General features: G+C 60.1%; 13 protein-coding genes. 5 read left to right on the forward strand and 8 right to left on the reverse strand.

Annotated features, from left to right (window positions below; genetic code table 11):
* The first annotated feature begins 331 nt into the window (after positions 1–331).
* Together AC4PS6_RS18820 and AC4PS6_RS18825 are read left to right on the forward strand one after the other, a co-directional pair.
* Positions 332–2,587 (forward strand): Orn/Lys/Arg family decarboxylase, encoded by a 2,256-nt coding sequence (locus AC4PS6_RS18820; RefSeq protein ID WP_108538502.1) that lies wholly within the window; start codon positions 332–334, stop codon positions 2,585–2,587.
* Between the two features lie 20 nt (positions 2,588–2,607).
* Positions 2,608–3,177 carry a GNAT family N-acetyltransferase gene (locus AC4PS6_RS18825; protein WP_032903567.1) on the forward strand — a complete coding sequence of 190 codons (570 nt, stop codon included), beginning with the start codon at positions 2,608–2,610 and terminating at the stop codon, positions 3,175–3,177.
* 4 nt (positions 3,178–3,181) lie between these two features.
* On the opposite strand, the gene AC4PS6_RS18830 is transcribed toward AC4PS6_RS18825, so the two are convergent.
* Positions 3,182–4,090: a LysR substrate-binding domain-containing protein gene (locus AC4PS6_RS18830; protein WP_014718261.1), complete on the reverse strand. Its 909-nt coding sequence runs from the start codon at positions 4,088–4,090 to the stop codon at positions 3,182–3,184.
* A 183-nt stretch (positions 4,091–4,273) separates the two neighbouring features.
* Here AC4PS6_RS18830 and AC4PS6_RS18835 point away from each other — a divergent pair, with 183 nt between their 5' ends.
* The gene (locus AC4PS6_RS18835) at positions 4,274–4,612 is read left to right on the forward strand and encodes a hypothetical protein (RefSeq protein WP_020301563.1); all 339 of its coding nucleotides are present in this window, start codon (positions 4,274–4,276) and stop codon (positions 4,610–4,612) included.
* A 49-nt stretch (positions 4,613–4,661) separates the two neighbouring features.
* Here AC4PS6_RS18835 and AC4PS6_RS18840 read toward each other — a convergent pair whose 3' ends face one another.
* Positions 4,662–4,898, reverse strand: a complete 237-nt coding sequence (locus tag AC4PS6_RS18840; RefSeq protein ID WP_032874044.1) for a hypothetical protein — start codon at positions 4,896–4,898, stop codon at positions 4,662–4,664.
* A 227-nt stretch (positions 4,899–5,125) separates the two neighbouring features.
* Here AC4PS6_RS18840 and AC4PS6_RS18845 point away from each other — a divergent pair, with 227 nt between their 5' ends.
* Positions 5,126–5,683 carry an NADPH-dependent FMN reductase gene (locus tag AC4PS6_RS18845; protein WP_032903539.1) on the forward strand — a complete coding sequence of 186 codons (558 nt, stop codon included), beginning with the start codon at positions 5,126–5,128 and terminating at the stop codon, positions 5,681–5,683.
* Between the two features lie 52 nt (positions 5,684–5,735).
* Here AC4PS6_RS18845 and poxB read toward each other — a convergent pair whose 3' ends face one another.
* The 4 genes from poxB to AC4PS6_RS18865 form a co-directional block, all read right to left on the reverse strand.
* Positions 5,736–7,460 (reverse strand): ubiquinone-dependent pyruvate dehydrogenase, encoded by a 1,725-nt coding sequence (gene poxB / locus AC4PS6_RS18850; protein WP_032903540.1) that lies wholly within the window; start codon positions 7,458–7,460, stop codon positions 5,736–5,738.
* Between the two features lie 78 nt (positions 7,461–7,538).
* Positions 7,539–8,771 (reverse strand): NADH:flavin oxidoreductase/NADH oxidase family protein, encoded by a 1,233-nt coding sequence (locus AC4PS6_RS18855; protein ID WP_058410574.1) that lies wholly within the window; start codon positions 8,769–8,771, stop codon positions 7,539–7,541.
* Positions 8,772–8,905: 134 nt separating this feature from the next.
* Positions 8,906–9,400: a DUF934 domain-containing protein gene (locus AC4PS6_RS18860; protein ID WP_003190711.1), complete on the reverse strand. Its 495-nt coding sequence runs from the start codon at positions 9,398–9,400 to the stop codon at positions 8,906–8,908.
* A complete protein-coding gene (locus AC4PS6_RS18865; RefSeq protein WP_003190712.1) occupies positions 9,384–11,042 on the reverse strand; it encodes a nitrite/sulfite reductase in 1,659 nt (552 codons plus the stop codon). Before AC4PS6_RS18865 ends, AC4PS6_RS18860 begins: the two co-directional genes overlap by 17 nt.
* 425 nt (positions 11,043–11,467) lie before the next feature.
* Here AC4PS6_RS18865 and AC4PS6_RS18870 point away from each other — a divergent pair, with 425 nt between their 5' ends.
* Complete coding sequence (locus AC4PS6_RS18870; RefSeq protein ID WP_336826356.1) at positions 11,468–12,535, forward strand: ABC transporter substrate-binding protein; 1,068 nt, start codon at positions 11,468–11,470, stop codon at positions 12,533–12,535.
* Here the strand turns inward: AC4PS6_RS18870 and AC4PS6_RS18875 are convergent.
* Both AC4PS6_RS18875 and AC4PS6_RS18880 read right to left on the reverse strand, forming a co-directional pair.
* Positions 12,532–12,750 (reverse strand): DUF2970 domain-containing protein, encoded by a 219-nt coding sequence (locus AC4PS6_RS18875; protein ID WP_019820265.1) that lies wholly within the window; start codon positions 12,748–12,750, stop codon positions 12,532–12,534. The genes AC4PS6_RS18870 and AC4PS6_RS18875 overlap by 4 nt on opposite strands.
* A gap of 52 nt (positions 12,751–12,802) precedes the next feature.
* Positions 12,803–17,647: a dermonecrotic toxin domain-containing protein gene (locus tag AC4PS6_RS18880; RefSeq protein WP_103451755.1), complete on the reverse strand. Its 4,845-nt coding sequence runs from the start codon at positions 17,645–17,647 to the stop codon at positions 12,803–12,805.
* Between the last annotated feature and the right edge of the window lie 172 nt (positions 17,648–17,819).

Consider the following 17,819-nt stretch of genomic DNA (forward strand, 5'->3'; position numbering starts at 1 on the left):
ACATCTCCATTCCTGCGGTGACGGCCACTTAGCGTTGCGCTCTGACAGCGGGTCACTTTGGAAAAGCCGGAATGCCGGCCCAGCCCACCCACATTTGGATTGCGGAGCCTCAGGTAGATAAGTGTCGGCTGGCAGGCCGCATTCGCAGGCAAGCCAGCTCCCACAGTTTGATCGCGGGTGTGAGGCAGGTATGGCCCGGCAGGCGGGCCGTCACGGGAGCAAGCTCCCTCGCGACTTATGTAGATACCTCTCGACCACCTGTGAAATCTTCATTCGCCACTTTTGCTTCCAGCTTCTACCCTTGTGCAAAGCCTCCGGAGTAAGAGTGCTCATGTACAAAGACCTGAAGTTCCCCGTTCTGATCGTGCACCGTGACATCAAGGCCGACACCGTTGCCGGTGACCGGGTTCGAGGCATCGCCAGGGAGTTGGAACAGGAGGGCTTCAGTATTTTTTCTGCGGTGGACTACGCCGAGGGGCGGCTGGTGGCCGCTACCCATCACGGTCTGGCCTGCATGCTGATTGCCGCCGAAGGCGCCGGGGAAAACACCCATCTGTTGCAGAACATGGTGGAGTTGATTCGCTTGGCGCGCCTGCGCGCACCCAACCTGCCGATCTTTGCGCTGGGCGAGCAAGTCACGCTAGAAAACGCACCCGCCGATGCCATGAGCGAGCTCAACCAACTGCGCGGCATCCTTTATCTGTTCGAAGACACCGTGCCGTTTCTGGCGCGCCAGGTCGCCCGCGCCGCACGCACTTACCTGGATGGCCTGTTGCCGCCGTTCTTCAAGGCGCTGGTGCAACACACCGCCGACTCCAATTATTCCTGGCACACCCCCGGTCATGGCGGTGGCGTGGCCTATCGCAAAAGCCCGGTGGGGCAGGCCTTTCATCAGTTCTTTGGGGAAAACACCCTGCGCTCTGACTTGTCGGTGTCGGTGCCCGAACTGGGCTCGCTGCTCGATCACACCGGGCCTTTGGCCGAAGCCGAGGCCCGCGCCGCGCGCAACTTTGGCGCCGACCATACGTTCTTCGTGATCAACGGCACGTCCACCGCCAACAAGATCGTCTGGCATTCCATGGTGGGGCGCGATGACCTGGTGCTAGTGGACCGCAATTGCCACAAGTCGGTGTTGCATTCGATCATCATGACCGGCGCGATCCCGCTGTACCTGTGCCCGGAGCGCAACGAGCTAGGGATCATCGGCCCTATCCCCCTGAGCGAATTCAGCCCTGAGTCGATCCGCGCCAAGATCGACGCCAGCCCCTTGACCCGTGGGCGACCACCGAAAGTGAAATTGGCGGTGGTGACCAACTCCACCTATGACGGCCTGTGTTACAACGCCGAACTGATCAAGCAGCAACTGGGCAACAGTGTCGAGGTGCTGCACTTTGATGAGGCCTGGTATGCCTATGCTGCCTTTCACGAGTTCTTCGCCGGGCGCTATGGCATGGGCACCTCGCGCACGCCGGACAGCCCCTTGGTGTTCACCACCCACAGTACGCATAAGTTGCTGGCGGCATTCAGCCAGGCGTCGATGATCCACGTGCAGGATGGCGGCGCAAGGCAACTGGACCGTGACCGCTTCAATGAAGCCTTCATGATGCATATCTCCACCTCGCCGCAATACAGCATCATCGCGTCGCTGGATGTGGCCTCGGCAATGATGGAGGGCCCGGCCGGACGCTCGCTGCTTCAGGAAATGTTCGACGAGGCCTTGAGTTTTCGCCGTGCCCTGGCCAACTTGCGCCAGCATATAGCGGCCCAAGACTGGTGGTTCTCTATCTGGCAGCCACCCTCGGTCGCGGGCATCGACCGGGTCGCCACGGCGGATTGGTTGTTGCACCCTGGGGATGAATGGCATGGCTTTGGCGACGTGGTCGAAGACTACGTATTGCTGGACCCGATCAAAGTCACGCTGGTGATGCCTGGCCTCAACGCCGGTGGGGCCTTGAGCGAGTGTGGGATTCCCGCTGCAGTGGTCAGCAAGTTCCTCTGGGAGCGCGGTCTGGTAGTGGAGAAGACTGGGCTGTATTCGTTCCTCGTGCTGTTTTCCATGGGCATTACCAAAGGCAAATGGAGCACCTTGCTCACTGAGTTGCTGGAGTTCAAGCGTAGCTACGATGCCAATGTCAGCCTGGCCAGTTGCTTGCCGTCGGTGTATGCCCAAGGCCCGGCGCGTTATCAAGGCCTGGGGCTGCGCGACCTTTGCGACCAGTTGCACAGCTGTTACCGTAGTAATGCCACGGCCAGGCACCTCAAACGTATGTATACGGTATTGCCGCAAATCGCGATGAAACCCGCCGATGCCTACGACCAACTGGTCAGGGGCGAGGTGGAGGCGGTCTGCATCGATGCCTTGGCCGGACGCATCGCCGCCGTGATGCTGGTGCCTTACCCGCCGGGCATACCTCTGATCATGCCCGGCGAACGCTTCACCGAGTCAACCCGTTCAATCATCGATTACCTGGCATTTGCCCGCACGTTCGATAGCAGTTTCCCCGGTTTTGTCGCGGATGTGCATGGGCTGCAACACGAAGATGACGGCAGTGGCCGTCGTTACACCGTCGATTGCATCAAGGGTTAAGGAAGTTTATGCAAGCTGTGATGAACCCGAAGTATCCAGGGCTCAGTGTGCGAGTCGCCGACGAAGGTTTTGACGCCTATGTGTGGGGCAACGATTTCAGCTTTGAAGTCAGCGCCTATGGGGTGCCGCAAATGGGCCAGCGCGTCGACCAATGGCCGGTGGAAAAAGTGCTGCCGTACCGCAAGTGCTATGGCATCGACCCGGAAGAATTCGCCAGTTTTCGTGATGCCGCCGACAGCTCGATCTTCATGGCGTACCTGGATGACCGCGCAGTGGGGCATATCGTGGTCAGCACCAACTGGAACGGTTTCGCCCATGTTGACGAGTTGGCTGTGGCGTTACCGGCGCGTCGACATGGCGTGGCCAAGTCGTTGTTGGACGTGGCGCAGTTCTGGGCTCGCAAGAAGAACCTGCCGGGCATGATGCTTGAGACCCAGAACAACAACCTCGGCGCCTGTCGCCTGTATGAGCGTTGTGGCTATGTAATGGGCGGCATCGATCAACTGCGTTATCGCGGGATTGACCCGCAAACCCGCGAGGTCGCGATTTTCTGGTATCGGTTGTTCAAGGCGCAAGTGGAGGCGGTCTGACCTCCTACAGGGGCTTGGTGTCGTTACCAAGCAGGCTTTCGGCTTTCTGGATGACGATCTCCAGCAGCGCATTCAATGCAGGGGAGGCCGCAGCGTCTTTCAAGGTCAGCGCATACAGGCTGACCACTATCGGTGGTGACACCGGGCACGCATCAAGCCCGGACTCGCGTGCACCCAAGGCGGTGAACGGGTCGACAATCGCCAGGCCTTCCCCGGCTTCCACCAGGCCGCGCATCATCGGGTAGGTTTGTACGCGCGTCTGCACCACGGGCACTGGCCGCAGGGCATGCAGCTTGGCGTCCAGCAAACGGCTGAGCGGATCATGGCCTTCAAGGCCGATCAACGATTGGCCGGCCAACTCCTGCAGCGCAATGTACTTTTGCTTGGGCTTGAGCCAGCCATGGGGGGCCAGCAACTGCAATTTGCCTTGGGCCAGCACCGTGCTCTGGATATGGGGGTGTTCTGGGTCATGCAGGCTCAGGCCCACATCGGCTTCATGCAACAGCAGGCTGTTGATGATCTGGCCAACTGGCCGGCTCGACAGGTTGCACGGCATGTCCTGGAAGCGTCGACGCAGCGCGGCAATGCTCTGCGGCAACAGTTGGTTGGCCAACGGCGGTGTGCAGAGGGCGCGTAGGGGCGGAGCATGATGGTGTTTCAAGCGGCTGGCAAGGCGTTGCAACGGCTCCAGGGCTTCATACAGAGTTGTGATTTGTGCCTGCAACTCCAGGGTTTCCCGCGTGGCCTGCAAGCGCCCGCGCACGCTGGCGAACAGCATGAAGCCCAGTTGCTGCTCGGCATCCTTGAGGGTGGCGTCTACATCGCCCACGGGGAGTTGCAACCACTCGGCGGCGGTGCCGAGGTGGCCGGTCTGCAAGATGGCCTGAATCACTTCGATATGACGTAAACGCATGGCCGGAGTCTATGTGCAGTGCGCAGGGGATTCAATGGCGCAGGCCTTCGTGCGCAAAAAAGACTGCCGGGGTCGTCCCGGCCTATGGCGCTCAGCCAGGACCCCATTAGAATGGCGGGTCTGATCAGCAACGACCCCTGCCGGTTTGCCGGTACTTAAAATAAAAAACAGGTCTGGTCTCATATGCCTCTACCCTCGACTTTCTTCGGGGTAACGGCCAAGCAACTCGTGGTCCTGGTGACCGTGGGAGGCCTGGCGGCTTACTTCTTCAATCATCAGGATGAACCGACGCCGGACAATCTCGCACTGGAAGCCTTTATTCGCTCCCAGCAACAGGTGGGCGAGCAGGTGGGCGCAGTCGTGGGGATCAGCCTGATCAGGGAGGTGGAGGCTTACCCCGCGTACAACGCAGCAGGTTACAAGCGCTCGATGTTTACCGTGCAAGGGGAGCACGGCCAGGTGCTGGTGACGCTCAAGCAAGACGAACAGGGCATAGAGATGACGCAGATCCGCCGCCCATGAGCTTCCCCAGCCCAGCCCCCAGGACTGAGCAGGTGAACAAGGCAAGCGCTTACGATGCCAGAGTGGTTTCGGACTCGCGCACGAGAATGGTGCCCGACTGGATCAGTTTGAATTCATCACCTTCCAGCTTTTCTACACGGTCGCCAATGGCCAGCTTGTAGGTCGTGGTGGGCGTCGATCCGGCCAGGTCGCCTTGCGCCGGGTTGGATTCCTGAAACTCATGCACCGAATACACGCGGCCTTCCGCGTCTCTGGCATGAAACTGTCCAACAAGTACTGCAGCCATCTGTTTAGAACCTCTGGAGATAAACACTCGATTTGCGGTTCTGTAGACCGTCAGGGAGCGGGGTAGTTTACCTATAAGAAAAAAATACTATTCGCTGATATTTTCAGACGCTTCCTACGCAAGTGCTTGCAAGGAAAACGTCGAGGGAATCCGCACAACCCTCTGGTGAACGCGTCGCGAAGCCTCTATAACTACAAGCTCCTTTATTCAGAAGTCGGGAAACCTCAATGAGCAAGGTCTACACGATTGCCGTCCTGGTGGGCAGCTTGAGAAAAGAGTCGATCAACCGCAAGGTCGCCCTGGCCCTGGCCGAACTGGCCCCCGCCAATCTCAAGTTGAACATTGTTGAAATCGGCGACTTGCCGCTCTACAACGAGGACATCGACGGTGCAACACCGCCCGCAGCCTACAGTACTTTTCGCAAACAAGTGAGTTCATCCGACGCGGTGCTGTTCGTCACCCCCGAATACAACCGCTCCGTGCCGGCGGCCTTGAAAAATGCCATTGACGTGGGCTCGCGCCCATACGGGCAGAGCGCCTGGAGTGGCAAGCCCGGGGCGATCATCAGCGTGTCGCCGGGTGCCATTGGCGGTTTTGGCGCCAACCACCATTTGCGCCAGTCCCTGGTGTTCCTGGATGTGTGGTGCATGCAACAGCCGGAAGCCTACCTGGGCGGGGCGGGCAATGTGTTCGATGAGGCGGGGAAGGTGTCGGAAAAGACCAAGCCGTTCCTGCAGGCATTCATCGATGCCTACGGTAAGTGGGTAGAAAAACAGAAGGATTGATTTGGCAATGCGCTCAAATGTGGGAGCGAGCAAGCCCGCTCCCACAATGGGGTTATCGCAACCAGTTGGTGCGTGCCAGTTCGATAACCTCATCGCCACGCCCGCTCATCACCGCCTTGAGCATGTACAGGCTGAAACCCTTGGCCTGTTCCAGCTTGATGCTCGGCGGCATCACCAGTTCCTGAGTCGCGGTCACCACATCCACCAACACCGGGCCATCGTGGGCCAGGGCACGGCGCAGTGCCGGCTCCAAGTCTTCGGATTGCTCCACACGTATGCCCAAAATGCCCATGGCATTGGACATGGCCGCAAAGTCCGGGTTTTTCAGCTCGGTGCCGGTGTCCAGGTAACCTGCAGCCTTCATCTCCATGGCGACAAAGCCCAGGGACGAATTGTTGAACACCACAAGTTTGACCGGCAATTGCAGTTGCGCCAAGGAAATGAAATCCCCCATCAACATGGTGAAACCACCGTCCCCAGACATCGAGATCACCTGCCGTCCAGGGAATGCCGCCTGGGCGCCGATAGCCTGAGGCATGGCGTTGGCCATCGAGCCATGGTTGAACGAGCCGATCAGCCGGCGCTTGCCGTTCATCTTCAGATAACGCGCCGCCCACACGGTGGGTGAGCCGACATCGGCGGTAAAGATCGCATCATCATCGGCCAGCTCGCTGAGCAAGCGCGCCACATACTGGGGATGGATCGGCCGGCCGGCCTTGGACGGTTGCGCCAGGTCATCCAGGCCTTGGCGGGCTTTTTCGTAGTGCTTCAGGGAGGTCTCGAGGAAGCTGCGATCGGTCTTGCGGGTCAGGCGCGGCAACAGCGCGGCGATGGTTTCACTGACGTCGGCGGCGATGCCCAGATCCAGGGTCGCACGACGCCCCAGGGCTTGGGGGTTGCGGTCCACCTGGATGATCCTGGCGTCGGTCGGGTAGAACTGGCGATAAGGGAAGTCGGTGCCGAGCATGACCAAGGTGTCGCAATCGAGCATGGCGTGGTAGCCGGAGCTGAAACCGATCAGGCCGGTCATGCCGACGTCGAACGGGTTATCCCACTCCACATGCTCCTTGCCCCTCAGTGCGTGCACCACCGGCGCGCCGAGGGCGTCGGCCAGCGCCACCACTTGATCGTGGGCACCGGCACAGCCGCTGCCACACAGCAGAGTGACTTTCTCGCTGCTCTGGAGCATGTCGGTGAGGCGCTGCAAGTCCTGCTCAACCGGCAGGGTGCGCGGTGCGTGCAAGGCCGGCCACGGCTTGAGCTTATCTTCCACCTCCAGCAGCGATACATCTCCCGGAATCACCACCACCGCCACGCCTCGGTTGAGGATCGCCGAACGCATGGCACGGTGCAGCACCTGAGGCATCTGCTCGGGGTTGCTCACCAGCTCGATAAAATGGCTGCACTCCTTGAACAGTTCCTGGGGATGGGTTTCCTGAAAGTAATTCAGGCCAACCTCCGATGACGGAATCTGCGCGGCAATCGCTAGCACCGGCACATGGTTGCGATGGCAATCGAACAAACCATTGATCAAATGCAGGTTGCCCGGCCCGCAACTGCCGGCGCACACCGTCAACTCGCCGGTGGCCGCCGCTTCGGCACCGGCAGCGAAGGCGGCGACCTCCTCGTGGCGCACATGCATCCACTCGATGCTGTCCATGCTGCGCAGGGCGTCGGTCAGGCCATTGAGGCTGTCGCCGGTGAGCCCCCAGATACGCTTGATACCCGCTTGTTCCAGGGTGGACGCCAACTGCTGGGCCAGGTTGATTTTCGCCATGAGGAACTCCAATCGTCAGTGAGGTTGAAAAACTGCTGATCAGTAGGGGACAGTTCAATCACGGCGAATGCTCCGCCTTTAATGTGAAGATTGCGTCATGCTTGCGCGGTATTGCCGCGTACGCCGCGCGATAAACCACTGGTCACAGGCCAATGCCAGCCAGGGCGCAACGTTGGGGTTGGGCAGGCGGCCGCGGCTCAGACGGCGCATCTGGTCGCGCACCACGGCGAGGGTGGCGAGGGCGGCCAGGGGTTTGCGCTTCCATTCCATGGGCCGCAGTTGTGGGTTGAGGTCGCGACCTTCACGCCACTGTTTGATCAGTTGCGGCTCCAGGGTCAGGGCGGTGGCGATGCCGGCCATGGCGATGCCGCTGTCCAATACTTGCTGAACCACCGGCAAGCGGCGAATACCGCCGGTCACCATCAGTGGCATGGTGGCGATGCTCGCCATTTGTGTGGCGAAATCCAAAAAGTAGGCTTCACGGGCCAAGGTGCGGCCGTCCCGCGCCTCACCTTGCATGGCCGGCGCTTCATAGCTGCCGCCGGACAACTCAAGCAAATCGATCGGCAGTGTATTGAGCATCTCCACTACTGCGCGCGCATCGGTCTCATCGAAGCCGCCGCGCTGGAAGTCTGCGGAATTGAGCTTTACCGACACACAAAATGAAGGGCTGACGCTGGCACGTACGGCACGGACGACCTCCAGCAACAGGCGTGCGCGGTTTTCCAAGGGGCCGCCCCAGCGGTCGGTGCGATGGTTGCTCAAGGGCGAGAGGAACTGACTCAACAAATAGCCATGGGCGCCGTGGATCTGCACCCCGGTGAACCCGGCTTGCTCGGCCAGGCGGGCGCTGGTGGCGAAGCGCTTGATGACGTCCTGGATGTCGTCTTCGGTCATGGCCTTGGGTTTGGCGAACATCTTGGAAAAACTGCCCACATCCAGCGCAATAGCCGAGGGGGCCAACGCTTGTTGACCGAGGTTGGCCATGGTCTGGCGGCCCGGATGGCTGAGCTGTACCCAGAAGTGCACACCTTTGGCCCGGGCTACGTCGGCCCATTCACGAAAACTGGCCAGGTGTTGCTCGTTTTCTAGGGCGACACCGCCAGGGCCGGTCATGGCGCGGCGGTCGATCATCACGTTACCGGTCAGCAGCAGGCCGGGTTCGCCGTCGGCCCAGGTCTTGTACAGCTGCTTCAAGGCTTTGGACGGTGCCTGATGCAGGTCCGCCATGTTCTCTTCCATCGCGGCCTTGGCGATGCGATTGGCGATGACTTGGCCGTTAGGCAGTTGCAGCGATTCGAACGGTGACATGGGTTAACTCCTGAGCAGGGGAGGTCTCAGGCTAAGCTTAAAGTTAACTTTAATGTCAAGCGGGAGTCGATCACACAGGATTGACGGGCGATGGAACGGTAGGAGCGAGGCGTTCCCCTCGCTCCTGCAGAGTGTCAGCGGCGGCGGAACAGCGGCAAAGGTTCATCGGTGGCCGCTTGATAGGTCACCGAGAAATCCTTGAGGCTTTCCAGCGCTTCGTACGGGTCTTTGTCCGCGCGCAAGGCGAAGGCATCGAACCCGCAGCGGTGCAGGTAGAACAGTTGGTCACGCAGCACGTCGCCAATGGCCCGCAGTTCACCCTTGTAGCCATAACGGTCACGCAGCAGGCGGGCATTGGAGTAGTTGCGCCCGTCGGTGAAGGCCGGGAAGTTAAGGGCGATGACCTGAAAATGCTGCACGTCATCACCGATTTCTTCGGCTTCTTCATCGGCGTCCAGCCACACACCCAGGCCGCCATCGCGGGCCTTGAGGGCATGGCCGTGCTCGCGCCACAGTGCCAGCGGCACGATCAGGTCGTCGCAGTTGGAGATGCCGTCGAAGCTCGCGTCCTTGGGCAGCAGGTGCCAGGTTTCGTCGACGACTGCGTTGTTCTTAATGATTCGCTGCATAGACACGCTCCTTGAACAGGTCGATGCCGATGCGCTGGTAGGTGTCGATGAAGCGCTCATCTTCGGTACGCTGTTCGATATACACGTCGATCAGCTTGCCGATCACCTCTGGCATGGCTTCCTGGGCGAAGGATGGGCCGAGGATCTTGCCCAGGCTCGCATCGCGGCTGGCGCTGCCACCCAGGGACACTTGGTAGAATTCTTCGCCTTTCTTGTCCACGCCCAGGATGCCGATGTGGCCGACGTGGTGGTGACCACAGGCGTTCATGCAACCGGAGATGTTCAGGTCCAGCTCGCCGATGTCGAACAGGTAATCCAGGTCGTCGAAACGGCGTTGGATCGACTCGGCAATCGGGATCGACTTGGCGTTGGCCAGGGAGCAGAAGTCGCCGCCCGGGCAGCAGATGATATCGGTCAGCAGGCCTATGTTCGGCGTAGCAAAGCCGCCTTCGCGCAGTTCGCCCCACAGGGTGAACAATTGGCTTTGTTCAACGTCCGCAAGAATGATGTTCTGCTCGTGGGAGGTGCGCAGTTGGCCAAAGCTGTAGCGCTCGGCCAGGTCGGCGACGGCATCCAGCTGCTTGTCGGTGATATCGCCAGGGGCAACACCGGTGGGCTTGAGCGACAGGGTCACTGCCACGTAGCCGGGCTTCTTGTGCGCCAGGGTATTGCGCGTGCGCCAGCGGGCGAAACCTGGGTGTTGCTGGTCGAGTGCGGCCAGCTCGGCGTCCTGATTGCTCAGGGCCTTGTACTCAGGGTCGACGAAGTGCTTGGCGACGCGGTGCACTTCGGCTTCGGTCAGGGTGGTCTGGCCGCCGCGCAGGTGTTCCATTTCGGCATCGACTTTCTGGGCAAACACCTCAGGGGTCAACGCCTTGACCAGGATCTTGATCCGGGCCTTGTACTTGTTGTCGCGACGGCCATAGCGGTTGTAAACCCGCAGGATGGCGTCGAGGTAGCTCAGCAGGTCCTGCCACGGCAGGAACTCGTTGATAAAGGCGCCGACCACCGGGGTACGGCCCAGGCCACCGCCGACCAATACGCGAAAACCCAGCTCGCCGGCGGCGTTGTACACCGGCTCCAGGCCGATGTCGTGCACTTCGATGGCGGCACGGTCCGAGGTCGAGCCATTGATGGCGATCTTGAACTTGCGCGGCAGGTAGGCGAATTCGGGGTGGAAGGTGGTCCACTGACGCACGATTTCACACCACGGCCGCGGGTCGATCAACTCGTCGGCAGCGACGCCGGCAAATTGGTCGGTGGTCACGTTGCGCAGGCAGTTACCGCTGGTCTGAATGGCGTGCATCTGCACGGTAGCCAGTTCAGCCAGGATGTCCGGCACATCTTCCAGGGCCGGCCAGTTGAACTGCACATTCTGGCGGGTGCTGATGTGGGCATAGCCTTTGTCGAAGTCGCGGGCGATCTTGGCCATCATTCGCGTCTGGCGCGACGTCAGTTGGCCATAGGGCACGGCCACCCTCAGCATCGGCGCAAAGCGCTGCACATAAAGGCCATTTTGCAGGCGCAGAGGGCGGAACTCTTCTTCGCTCAGTTCACCTGCTAAGTAGCGTCGGGTCTGATCACGGAACTGCTTGACGCGGTCCTCGATGATGCGCTGATCGTATTCGTCGTATACGTACATATAGGTCCTGTTCTCGGCAAATCTGCGCGCACGGCCGCGCACTCCCAACGGAGCCGGCGCACGATACCAGTTTGCGTATATGCGCAAAAGTGATGTTTGGGTATATGTAAATAACCAAACTGACTAATGAGAACCGTTATCGCCATACCCACATTTGTCATAGGGAAAACTCTGGTCTTTACTGTGATCGAGTCTTAGTGCAGTCACCTATAAAACCGACAAGAGGCGATGCGATGAGCAATTCCACCAAAGCCCGTAAACCCGACAGTACCGTGGATGCCTGGGCCATTTTATTTTTGATCATCCTGGTGGTGGGAACCGCCGTGTTCTGGGTTAGCCACCAGTAAAGCAGCGGGTTGATTGAACCTCGATTGAATATCTAATTGCCACTATCATGGCGCTCTATGTTCAAGGTTCAGACAACCATGTTGAAGGTTCTGATGGCGTGTGTGTGGTTGCTGGGGTCGGCGTACGGGGCAATCGCCCAGGCTGCGTCGGTGGTGTTTCTCAACCCTGGCCGGTCTTCGGAAACCTTCTGGGTCAGTTATGCGCAATTCATGCAGGCCGGCGCCAAGGACCTCGGCCTGGATTTGCGTGTGCGCTATTCCGAGCGTGACAACCAAGTCACCCTGGCCCATGCGCGAGAGGCATTGCTGGGCACTGAACGACCTGATTACCTGGTGCTGGTGAATGAGCAATACGTTGCCCCGCAAATCATGCGCATGGCCCAGGGCAGCGGGGTGAAATTACTGATCGTCAACAACGCCCTGACGCCCGACCAGACGCAGCTCTTGGACGCCTACCACGACACCCGGTTGATCGGCAGCATGGTCGCGGACGACGAGCAGGCCGGCTACCTGATGTTGACCGACTTGTTGCGCCAACACGGGCCGATCGCTTCTGGCGCAACGCTGGACCTGCTGGCATTTTCCGGTGCCAAGACCACACCGGCGGCGCAGTTGCGTGAACAGGGCCTGCGCCGCGCCCTGGCCGAACATCCGCAAGTGCGCCTGCGCCAGTTGGTCTACGGTGAATGGAACCGCCTGCGCGCCTACGAACAAGCCACGCAGATGCTCAAGCGCTATCCACAATCGGCCCTGGTGTGGTCGGCCAATGATGAGATGGCATTGGGCGCCATGCAGGCCCTGCAAGACAGCGGTCGGGTACCGGGCAAGGATGTGTTGTTCAGTGCGGTCAACAGTTCGCCGCAGATCCTTGCAGCACGCCTGGACGGGCGGCTGAGTACGCTGGTGGCGGGGCACTTCACCCTGGGCGGCTGGGCAATGGTGTTGATCCATGATGAGGCCAAGGGTGTCGATATCGGCGCCCTTGGCGGTCGCAACCGCCAACAGGCCTTGTTCCAATTGATCGATGTTGCCCAGGCACGGCGCCTGATGGGGCCCATGCGGTCGGTGGAATTTCGCGCACTGTCGGCGGTGGGCAAGCCCCCGTCCTACCGTTACCCGTTCAGCTTGCAACTACTGCTGCGTTAAACCCCGGCCAGGTGCAGCACCAATTTGACGATGCCAAATAAGGTCAAGGCAAACACCACCGTAAACAGGATGCCCAGCATTACAAAGTGGCTAGGCTTGCCGTGGGTAAAATCGCGGGCGCGGTTCTTGCCGCTTTGCACACCAAAAGCCGCCGCCATCACGCTGTGCAGCATCTGCCAGAAGGTCGGCGGCTTGTTATCGATTGGGTCGTCCATACAGCCCTCGTCAACGGGGTCATCGTACAGAGCATAGACAATCGGTTACGGCTTATCTTGGGCTGAGCACCTCCAGACCCAGGAATAGCTGTTGGTCCAGCGGCGGCTTGATCTCGGCTTTCTCCAGGTTGACCACGGCCCGGTTGTCGGCACGTGCCCGCTCGATCAGGTCCTTGCGGGTATACAGCCGTTCAGCTTTGGTTTTCAGATGCCCGAAGTCAGGGCTGGCAGGCGGCTTGTCGGCCGTCGCGTAGTGGAAGTGGGCGTACCACAGCACGGCATCCTCGCCTTGTTTGCCTTCCCTGATTTTGCTTTTATCGCGTATCGCATACTCGGTCAGGTAGTCCCCCGCTTTTAACGGGACACGGCTGCGGACCAGGTTGATGTCGACAAAACCGTGTCGCCATAAATAGGCCACATGGGCTGCCCTGGGGCGCTGCAACTTGTAACCGAGGCTGCATGCCTCGCGTGCTTGCCGGGTGGCGGCGGCGGCCTCTTCCTGGTAACGGTCGATCAGCTCGGTGGCACGGGCGTCTGTGGCATGGTCGCGCTTGAGTTCTTCAGCCAGGGTTGTGAATTTTTGCGCATGTTGCGTCAGCATGACATCCCATTCATGGGGGGCCAGGCTTTCCAGTCGGCTGGGGTCGTTGAGTTTGCGTTGTTGAAAATGAATACTGCGATCAATTCCCGCGCGCTCGTCTTTGACCGTTTGTGCCTGTGCCTCTATTGCCCTCAGTGGGCGCTTAAGCGCCACCTCAGCAGGCGGTGCGGCGCGGGCTGGCTCTACGACATTCCAGAACCCCTCACTGGCGTGTTCAAGGTAGGTGGCGAGCGTCTTGCCGGTCAGCGGGTCTTTGATATCGACGAAATTGCCTGGCGCATCCGGCTGGCCGACACGCAAGTCTCCTACCAGGGTCCTCCTGTCGCGGGTGGTGATGACTCTGCGACTCGAGGCTTTGAGTCGCGTGGCGCTGTCGGGGGGCGTGACAGGGGCAAAACCCTCCTCGACCAAAATCGAATGGGCCAGTTGGGTTTCAAGGCTGCTGCGGGCTTGGGCCAGATGTTGCAGGAAGGGCTCGCGGTATTCTTCGCGAATAAACCCTGAACCCATTTCAGTCAATGAGTTGACGGCGTTTTCCAATTGCTCATAGCGCTCCAGGACACTCTTGAGTACATCGATCTGCTCTAGGGTCGAGTAGCCGCTGGTCGTCATCATTTCCGTATGCGCCGACAGGCTGGTTGCCGTGCGTGGGTCGGTCAGTTCACTGACGAAAGGATACTCCGCCAGCTCCCTTGAGCCGTGCGCACGGTTTAATACCAAGTCGATAAACACCAGCAGCGCATGTTGCTTGATGATCACGGAATGGATGTTTTGATCGGTGGGCCTGTCTTGCAGTAAAAACTGACGCGTTGCCGGGGTAGCTTCCTTGAGCAGTGTCTCGATTTTTTCTGCGGGCTCGATCATGTGTTCGAGCGCCTGGACCTGGCGTTTCTGCAGGTTGATGTAGTCGTCGTAGGCGTCGGTGATGTCATTGGGCAACTCCTGCTTAGTGCGCGCATTCAGTTCGTCATAACTTTCGCCGCGCTCGGTCTCAAGGGTGTCTGACATTCGTTGGGAGAGGGACTCATAAAGCCCGCCCCAGAAGCTGTAAAGGGTTTTGATGGCCCTGTCCCGCGCGCGCTCGTGGGCCGGGTCAGTCCTGTCCAGGCTCATCAGCTCGTTGGCCTTGGCCTGGATTTTTTTCATCAGTTCGACAACGGGTAGCCCGTGTCGGCGCTGGTTGTCCAGGGCAATATCCCACTGGATCCTGGCCTGTGCGGTTGCAATGCGGCGTTGCTCATGACGCTTGACCACTTCGGCGTGCAGTTTCGGAATGCTCTTGGAACTGGCCAGCAGCAACCAATCCTTGCGCAGGTTCTTACTCTGTTCGACCAGATTGGTACGGGCGATCGTCAGGGCTCTTTCAGAGGTAAAAGAGGCACCCATCAAGGAAAACATCGTGGCGTTGAGCGCAGTAAGCTCTGAATTCAGAGTCCGCAGGCGTTCGGCACGTTCCTTTTGCCAGGTACTCAATCGGTCACGGGGCATGCCGCCGTTGAGCCTCGCGTGGCGGTCAAGGCGCCAATGTCCTTGGCCGTCGCTTATCAGCCTGAAGCCTGGATGTTGAGGATGTTTGGGGTGCACCAGGTAGACCTCGCCGAACCCCGGTGTCACGCTGACTTGGAACAGCAGCCCGCCAAGGCTGGCGTGCCAGACGCCGTCAATGCGGTAGAGGCCCTTGAGTGCACCGCTCGCTTGCGGGGCCGGCAGTGACGAGGGCCAGGGCACCTGAATATCGAGCATCGCTCTGAGCCGTTCACTGGCTTGAGGGCTGGCCAGGGACCGGCTGAAGTCCAGCACCGTATCACCCGTCGCCGGCGGCTCACCGGGCAGCGACACCACGCCCTCGCGTATCGCTGGCAGTTGTTCCGCTTCCGGCGTGCCCGGGGCACGGCGCCAGACTGCCAGTCGCAAACCACGGGCCTCTGTATCAGCTTCCAGTAACGGCGTGCCAGACGCGGATGCGCCATGCAGCAACACCATGGCGGTATTGAGCAGCAGATCGATCAATGCCGATTCACGCGTAATCGGGTCCGTGCTGTCCAACCCCGCCAGATCCTGCTCCAGGCTGGCGACCAGCACCAGAAACCAGCCCGCCAACATGGCTGGGCCGCGTACCAGCGGCAGCAACAAGGTGTTGAACAGCAACCACGCACCTTCCATCAAGACGGCCCAGCGGCTTTCGGTGTTGGAGACTGATTCACGGTCCGCCAAATCGACCAGCGCCCGCGCTGTACTGCCGAACAGATGATTAAGCAGTTGGCCGTTGACCTGCGATTGCAGCCATTCACCGGCACCCTCATCAACCGCCAGGGTCGCCGGGGCGGGTTTCTCGGCCAGGCTGTATTCATCGCCGGGCAGGAAACGAATGATGTGCGGTTCCTTGATACCGCCGTGGGCATAGATGGGGCGGGCTTTCTCCGATAACCAGTCCAGCACGCTGTTTTGCAACTCGCCTGGCTGGGCAATGGCCTGCAACAGCGCCTGGCGGCTGGGGTATTGATGCAGGGCGTCGGCATACAACGGTCGATACAGCAAATGTGGGCCCGCACTGATATCGCGTGGCTCGATGATGAAAATATTGCTGGCTTGATCCGGCGCAGCCCCGGTCTTGCGGCACAGGGCCAGCGGGCGCAAGACGATCTCCTGGCCGTCAACGATCCTGTCGGCTGGCATTTGCGCCATCAGCGCCTTGACGTACCGATAACCGGTGACGGTCATGCCGTGTTGCTGGCGGATCTTGTATTCCAGTGCCTGCATCGGCAGATGAACCTTGAGTTCACGAGTAAACAGCGACTCCCTGCGCTGGGCATCGGCGGTGTCGGATAACAACAGCTCTTTGAGAGCGTCAGGGTAGGTAGTGCCAATATCAACGCGCTGGATCAGGCCGCTGCTGCCCAACAGGTAATCTTCGTTCAACCAGCCTGGCAACGGTGTTGTCGTGCTGGAGGATAGCTTCAGCGTGCCAGAGGGCTTGCCAGCGAGGTTCTTCAGAGCCAGTTCCGTCAGCGACATGCGCACATGCTCGACAATTCCGGCTCCCCCTGGATAACCGGCGGCCACAGTGAAATCCAACAGCACGGCATCGGGGTCGACGTCGCCGTGATCAGCCTGCATCTGCTTGCGTAGTGCGGCCCGGCTGAACGTGTGGATGTTTTCAATGCCTTCGTTGAACGCGCGGCCCTGGTTTTTTTGCAGCACCTGCGCCATGTCCTGCAGATGGCGGTGGTAGGCAAATCGATCAGCGCTGCTGGCTTGTGCGAGCCATGCCGGCAGTCGCTGGCTCACGGCATCGAGCCGTTCGGCGGCGGCGATCGGGACGTCGGTGAAACAGCGTGCCGGATCGGTGATCTTCTCCAGGTGCTGCTCAAGGGTTTTTTCGTCTTGGCCCTGGAAAGACAGGGTCTCCAGGTCTTCCAGGTGTGTATTGAGGATCAGCCCCGCCTGTTGCTCAAACACATTGGCGACCGGCTCGTTGCGCCGCCAGGTCAGGCTGTCGCATCGGAACTGCTCCTGCATCTTCGCGCCCCAGGCCTGGCTGAACGCCGCCAGTGAGTCGAACGCGTCGATCTTGCCGGCCACGCTGTACAGCAGCAGCTGTTTTTCACGTACCAGCAGCAGATCTGGGGTGAGTACGCGCACGGTTTCGCCGGCGTCAGCGAGCGTGGTTTCTATGAAATACACATAGGTGGCCGGTGAGGAGCGGGGCAGGCGCTCACGTTGTGCCGGCCAGGCGGCGACCACCGCCAACATGTCACGCTGCGTGTCGGTCAGGGTTGAAGGACCCGCCGCCGCGGCGGTCATCCGACCGTTGAGGAACTCGCTGAGCCACTGCCAGCGACTGTTGCCATGCTCGTCAACCTGGCTCCAATAGTCGGCCAGCTCATGCTGCATGTACAGATAAAGCGAGGCTGGCAGCTCGTCGATGATCTGTGCGATGACTTGCATGTCGAGACCCGGCAGGCCCTCGGGCTTGATCACTTCGGGTGGCGTCTGGGTGAGGAAGTAGGGACGCTCGCGCACGGAGTGCAGGTCAAGCGTCCGCGGGTTCAGCACATGGGCGATAGCCACTTCCATCAATGCAGGATAGGCGTAACCGCCGGATGGCTGAGGGCTTGCCAGTTTGACCGTCTGCCAGTCCAGCTTCAACGACGGGTAGCGTTCCAGAATACGCTCGCGCAGGGCGTTCAACAGCACTGAATACAAGGCTGGGCGGGTGGCGAAACGCGCATGTACGGCCTGGGCGGGTAATTGGCGAAAGGCCAGGGTTGACGCGGGGGTAATGGGTTCGGGCATGACGAAATCCGTTTCCTGTGTAAAACCGGTTGTTCTGAGCTGCCGGCCCAGCGGACCGGGAATCGGTCCGGCACAGGAAATCGCATTTGGTCATTGCGGGTGCGGTAGGTGATTACCGCGAGCCTATCAATTGCGGTGCTAACGACCCTGCACCGTATATATTCACCACCGA

Source organism: Pseudomonas sp. DW-iso17, assembly GCF_058725345.1.

Excerpts from the sequence above, each read along its gene's own strand:
- AC4PS6_RS18820 (WP_108538502.1), top strand. The coding sequence starts at position 332 with ATGTACAAAGACCTGAAGTTCCCCGTTCTGATCGTGCACCGTGACATC.
- AC4PS6_RS18825 (WP_032903567.1), top strand. The coding sequence starts at position 2,608 with ATGAACCCGAAGTATCCAGGGCTCAGTGTGCGAGTCGCCGACGAAGGT.
- AC4PS6_RS18830 (WP_014718261.1), bottom strand. The coding sequence starts at position 4,090 with ATGCGTTTACGTCATATCGAAGTGATTCAGGCCATCTTGCAGACCGGC.
- AC4PS6_RS18835 (WP_020301563.1), top strand. The coding sequence starts at position 4,274 with ATGCCTCTACCCTCGACTTTCTTCGGGGTAACGGCCAAGCAACTCGTG.
- AC4PS6_RS18840 (WP_032874044.1), bottom strand. The coding sequence starts at position 4,898 with ATGGCTGCAGTACTTGTTGGACAGTTTCATGCCAGAGACGCGGAAGGC.
- AC4PS6_RS18845 (WP_032903539.1), top strand. The coding sequence starts at position 5,126 with ATGAGCAAGGTCTACACGATTGCCGTCCTGGTGGGCAGCTTGAGAAAA.
- poxB (WP_032903540.1), bottom strand. The coding sequence starts at position 7,460 with ATGGCGAAAATCAACCTGGCCCAGCAGTTGGCGTCCACCCTGGAACAA.
- AC4PS6_RS18855 (WP_058410574.1), bottom strand. The coding sequence starts at position 8,771 with ATGTCACCGTTCGAATCGCTGCAACTGCCTAACGGCCAAGTCATCGCC.
- AC4PS6_RS18860 (WP_003190711.1), bottom strand. The coding sequence starts at position 9,400 with ATGCAGCGAATCATTAAGAACAACGCAGTCGTCGACGAAACCTGGCAC.
- AC4PS6_RS18865 (WP_003190712.1), bottom strand. The coding sequence starts at position 11,042 with ATGTACGTATACGACGAATACGATCAGCGCATCATCGAGGACCGCGTC.
- AC4PS6_RS18870 (WP_336826356.1), top strand. The coding sequence starts at position 11,468 with ATGTTGAAGGTTCTGATGGCGTGTGTGTGGTTGCTGGGGTCGGCGTAC.
- AC4PS6_RS18875 (WP_019820265.1), bottom strand. The coding sequence starts at position 12,750 with ATGGACGACCCAATCGATAACAAGCCGCCGACCTTCTGGCAGATGCTG.
- AC4PS6_RS18880 (WP_103451755.1), bottom strand. The coding sequence starts at position 17,647 with ATGCCCGAACCCATTACCCCCGCGTCAACCCTGGCCTTTCGCCAATTA.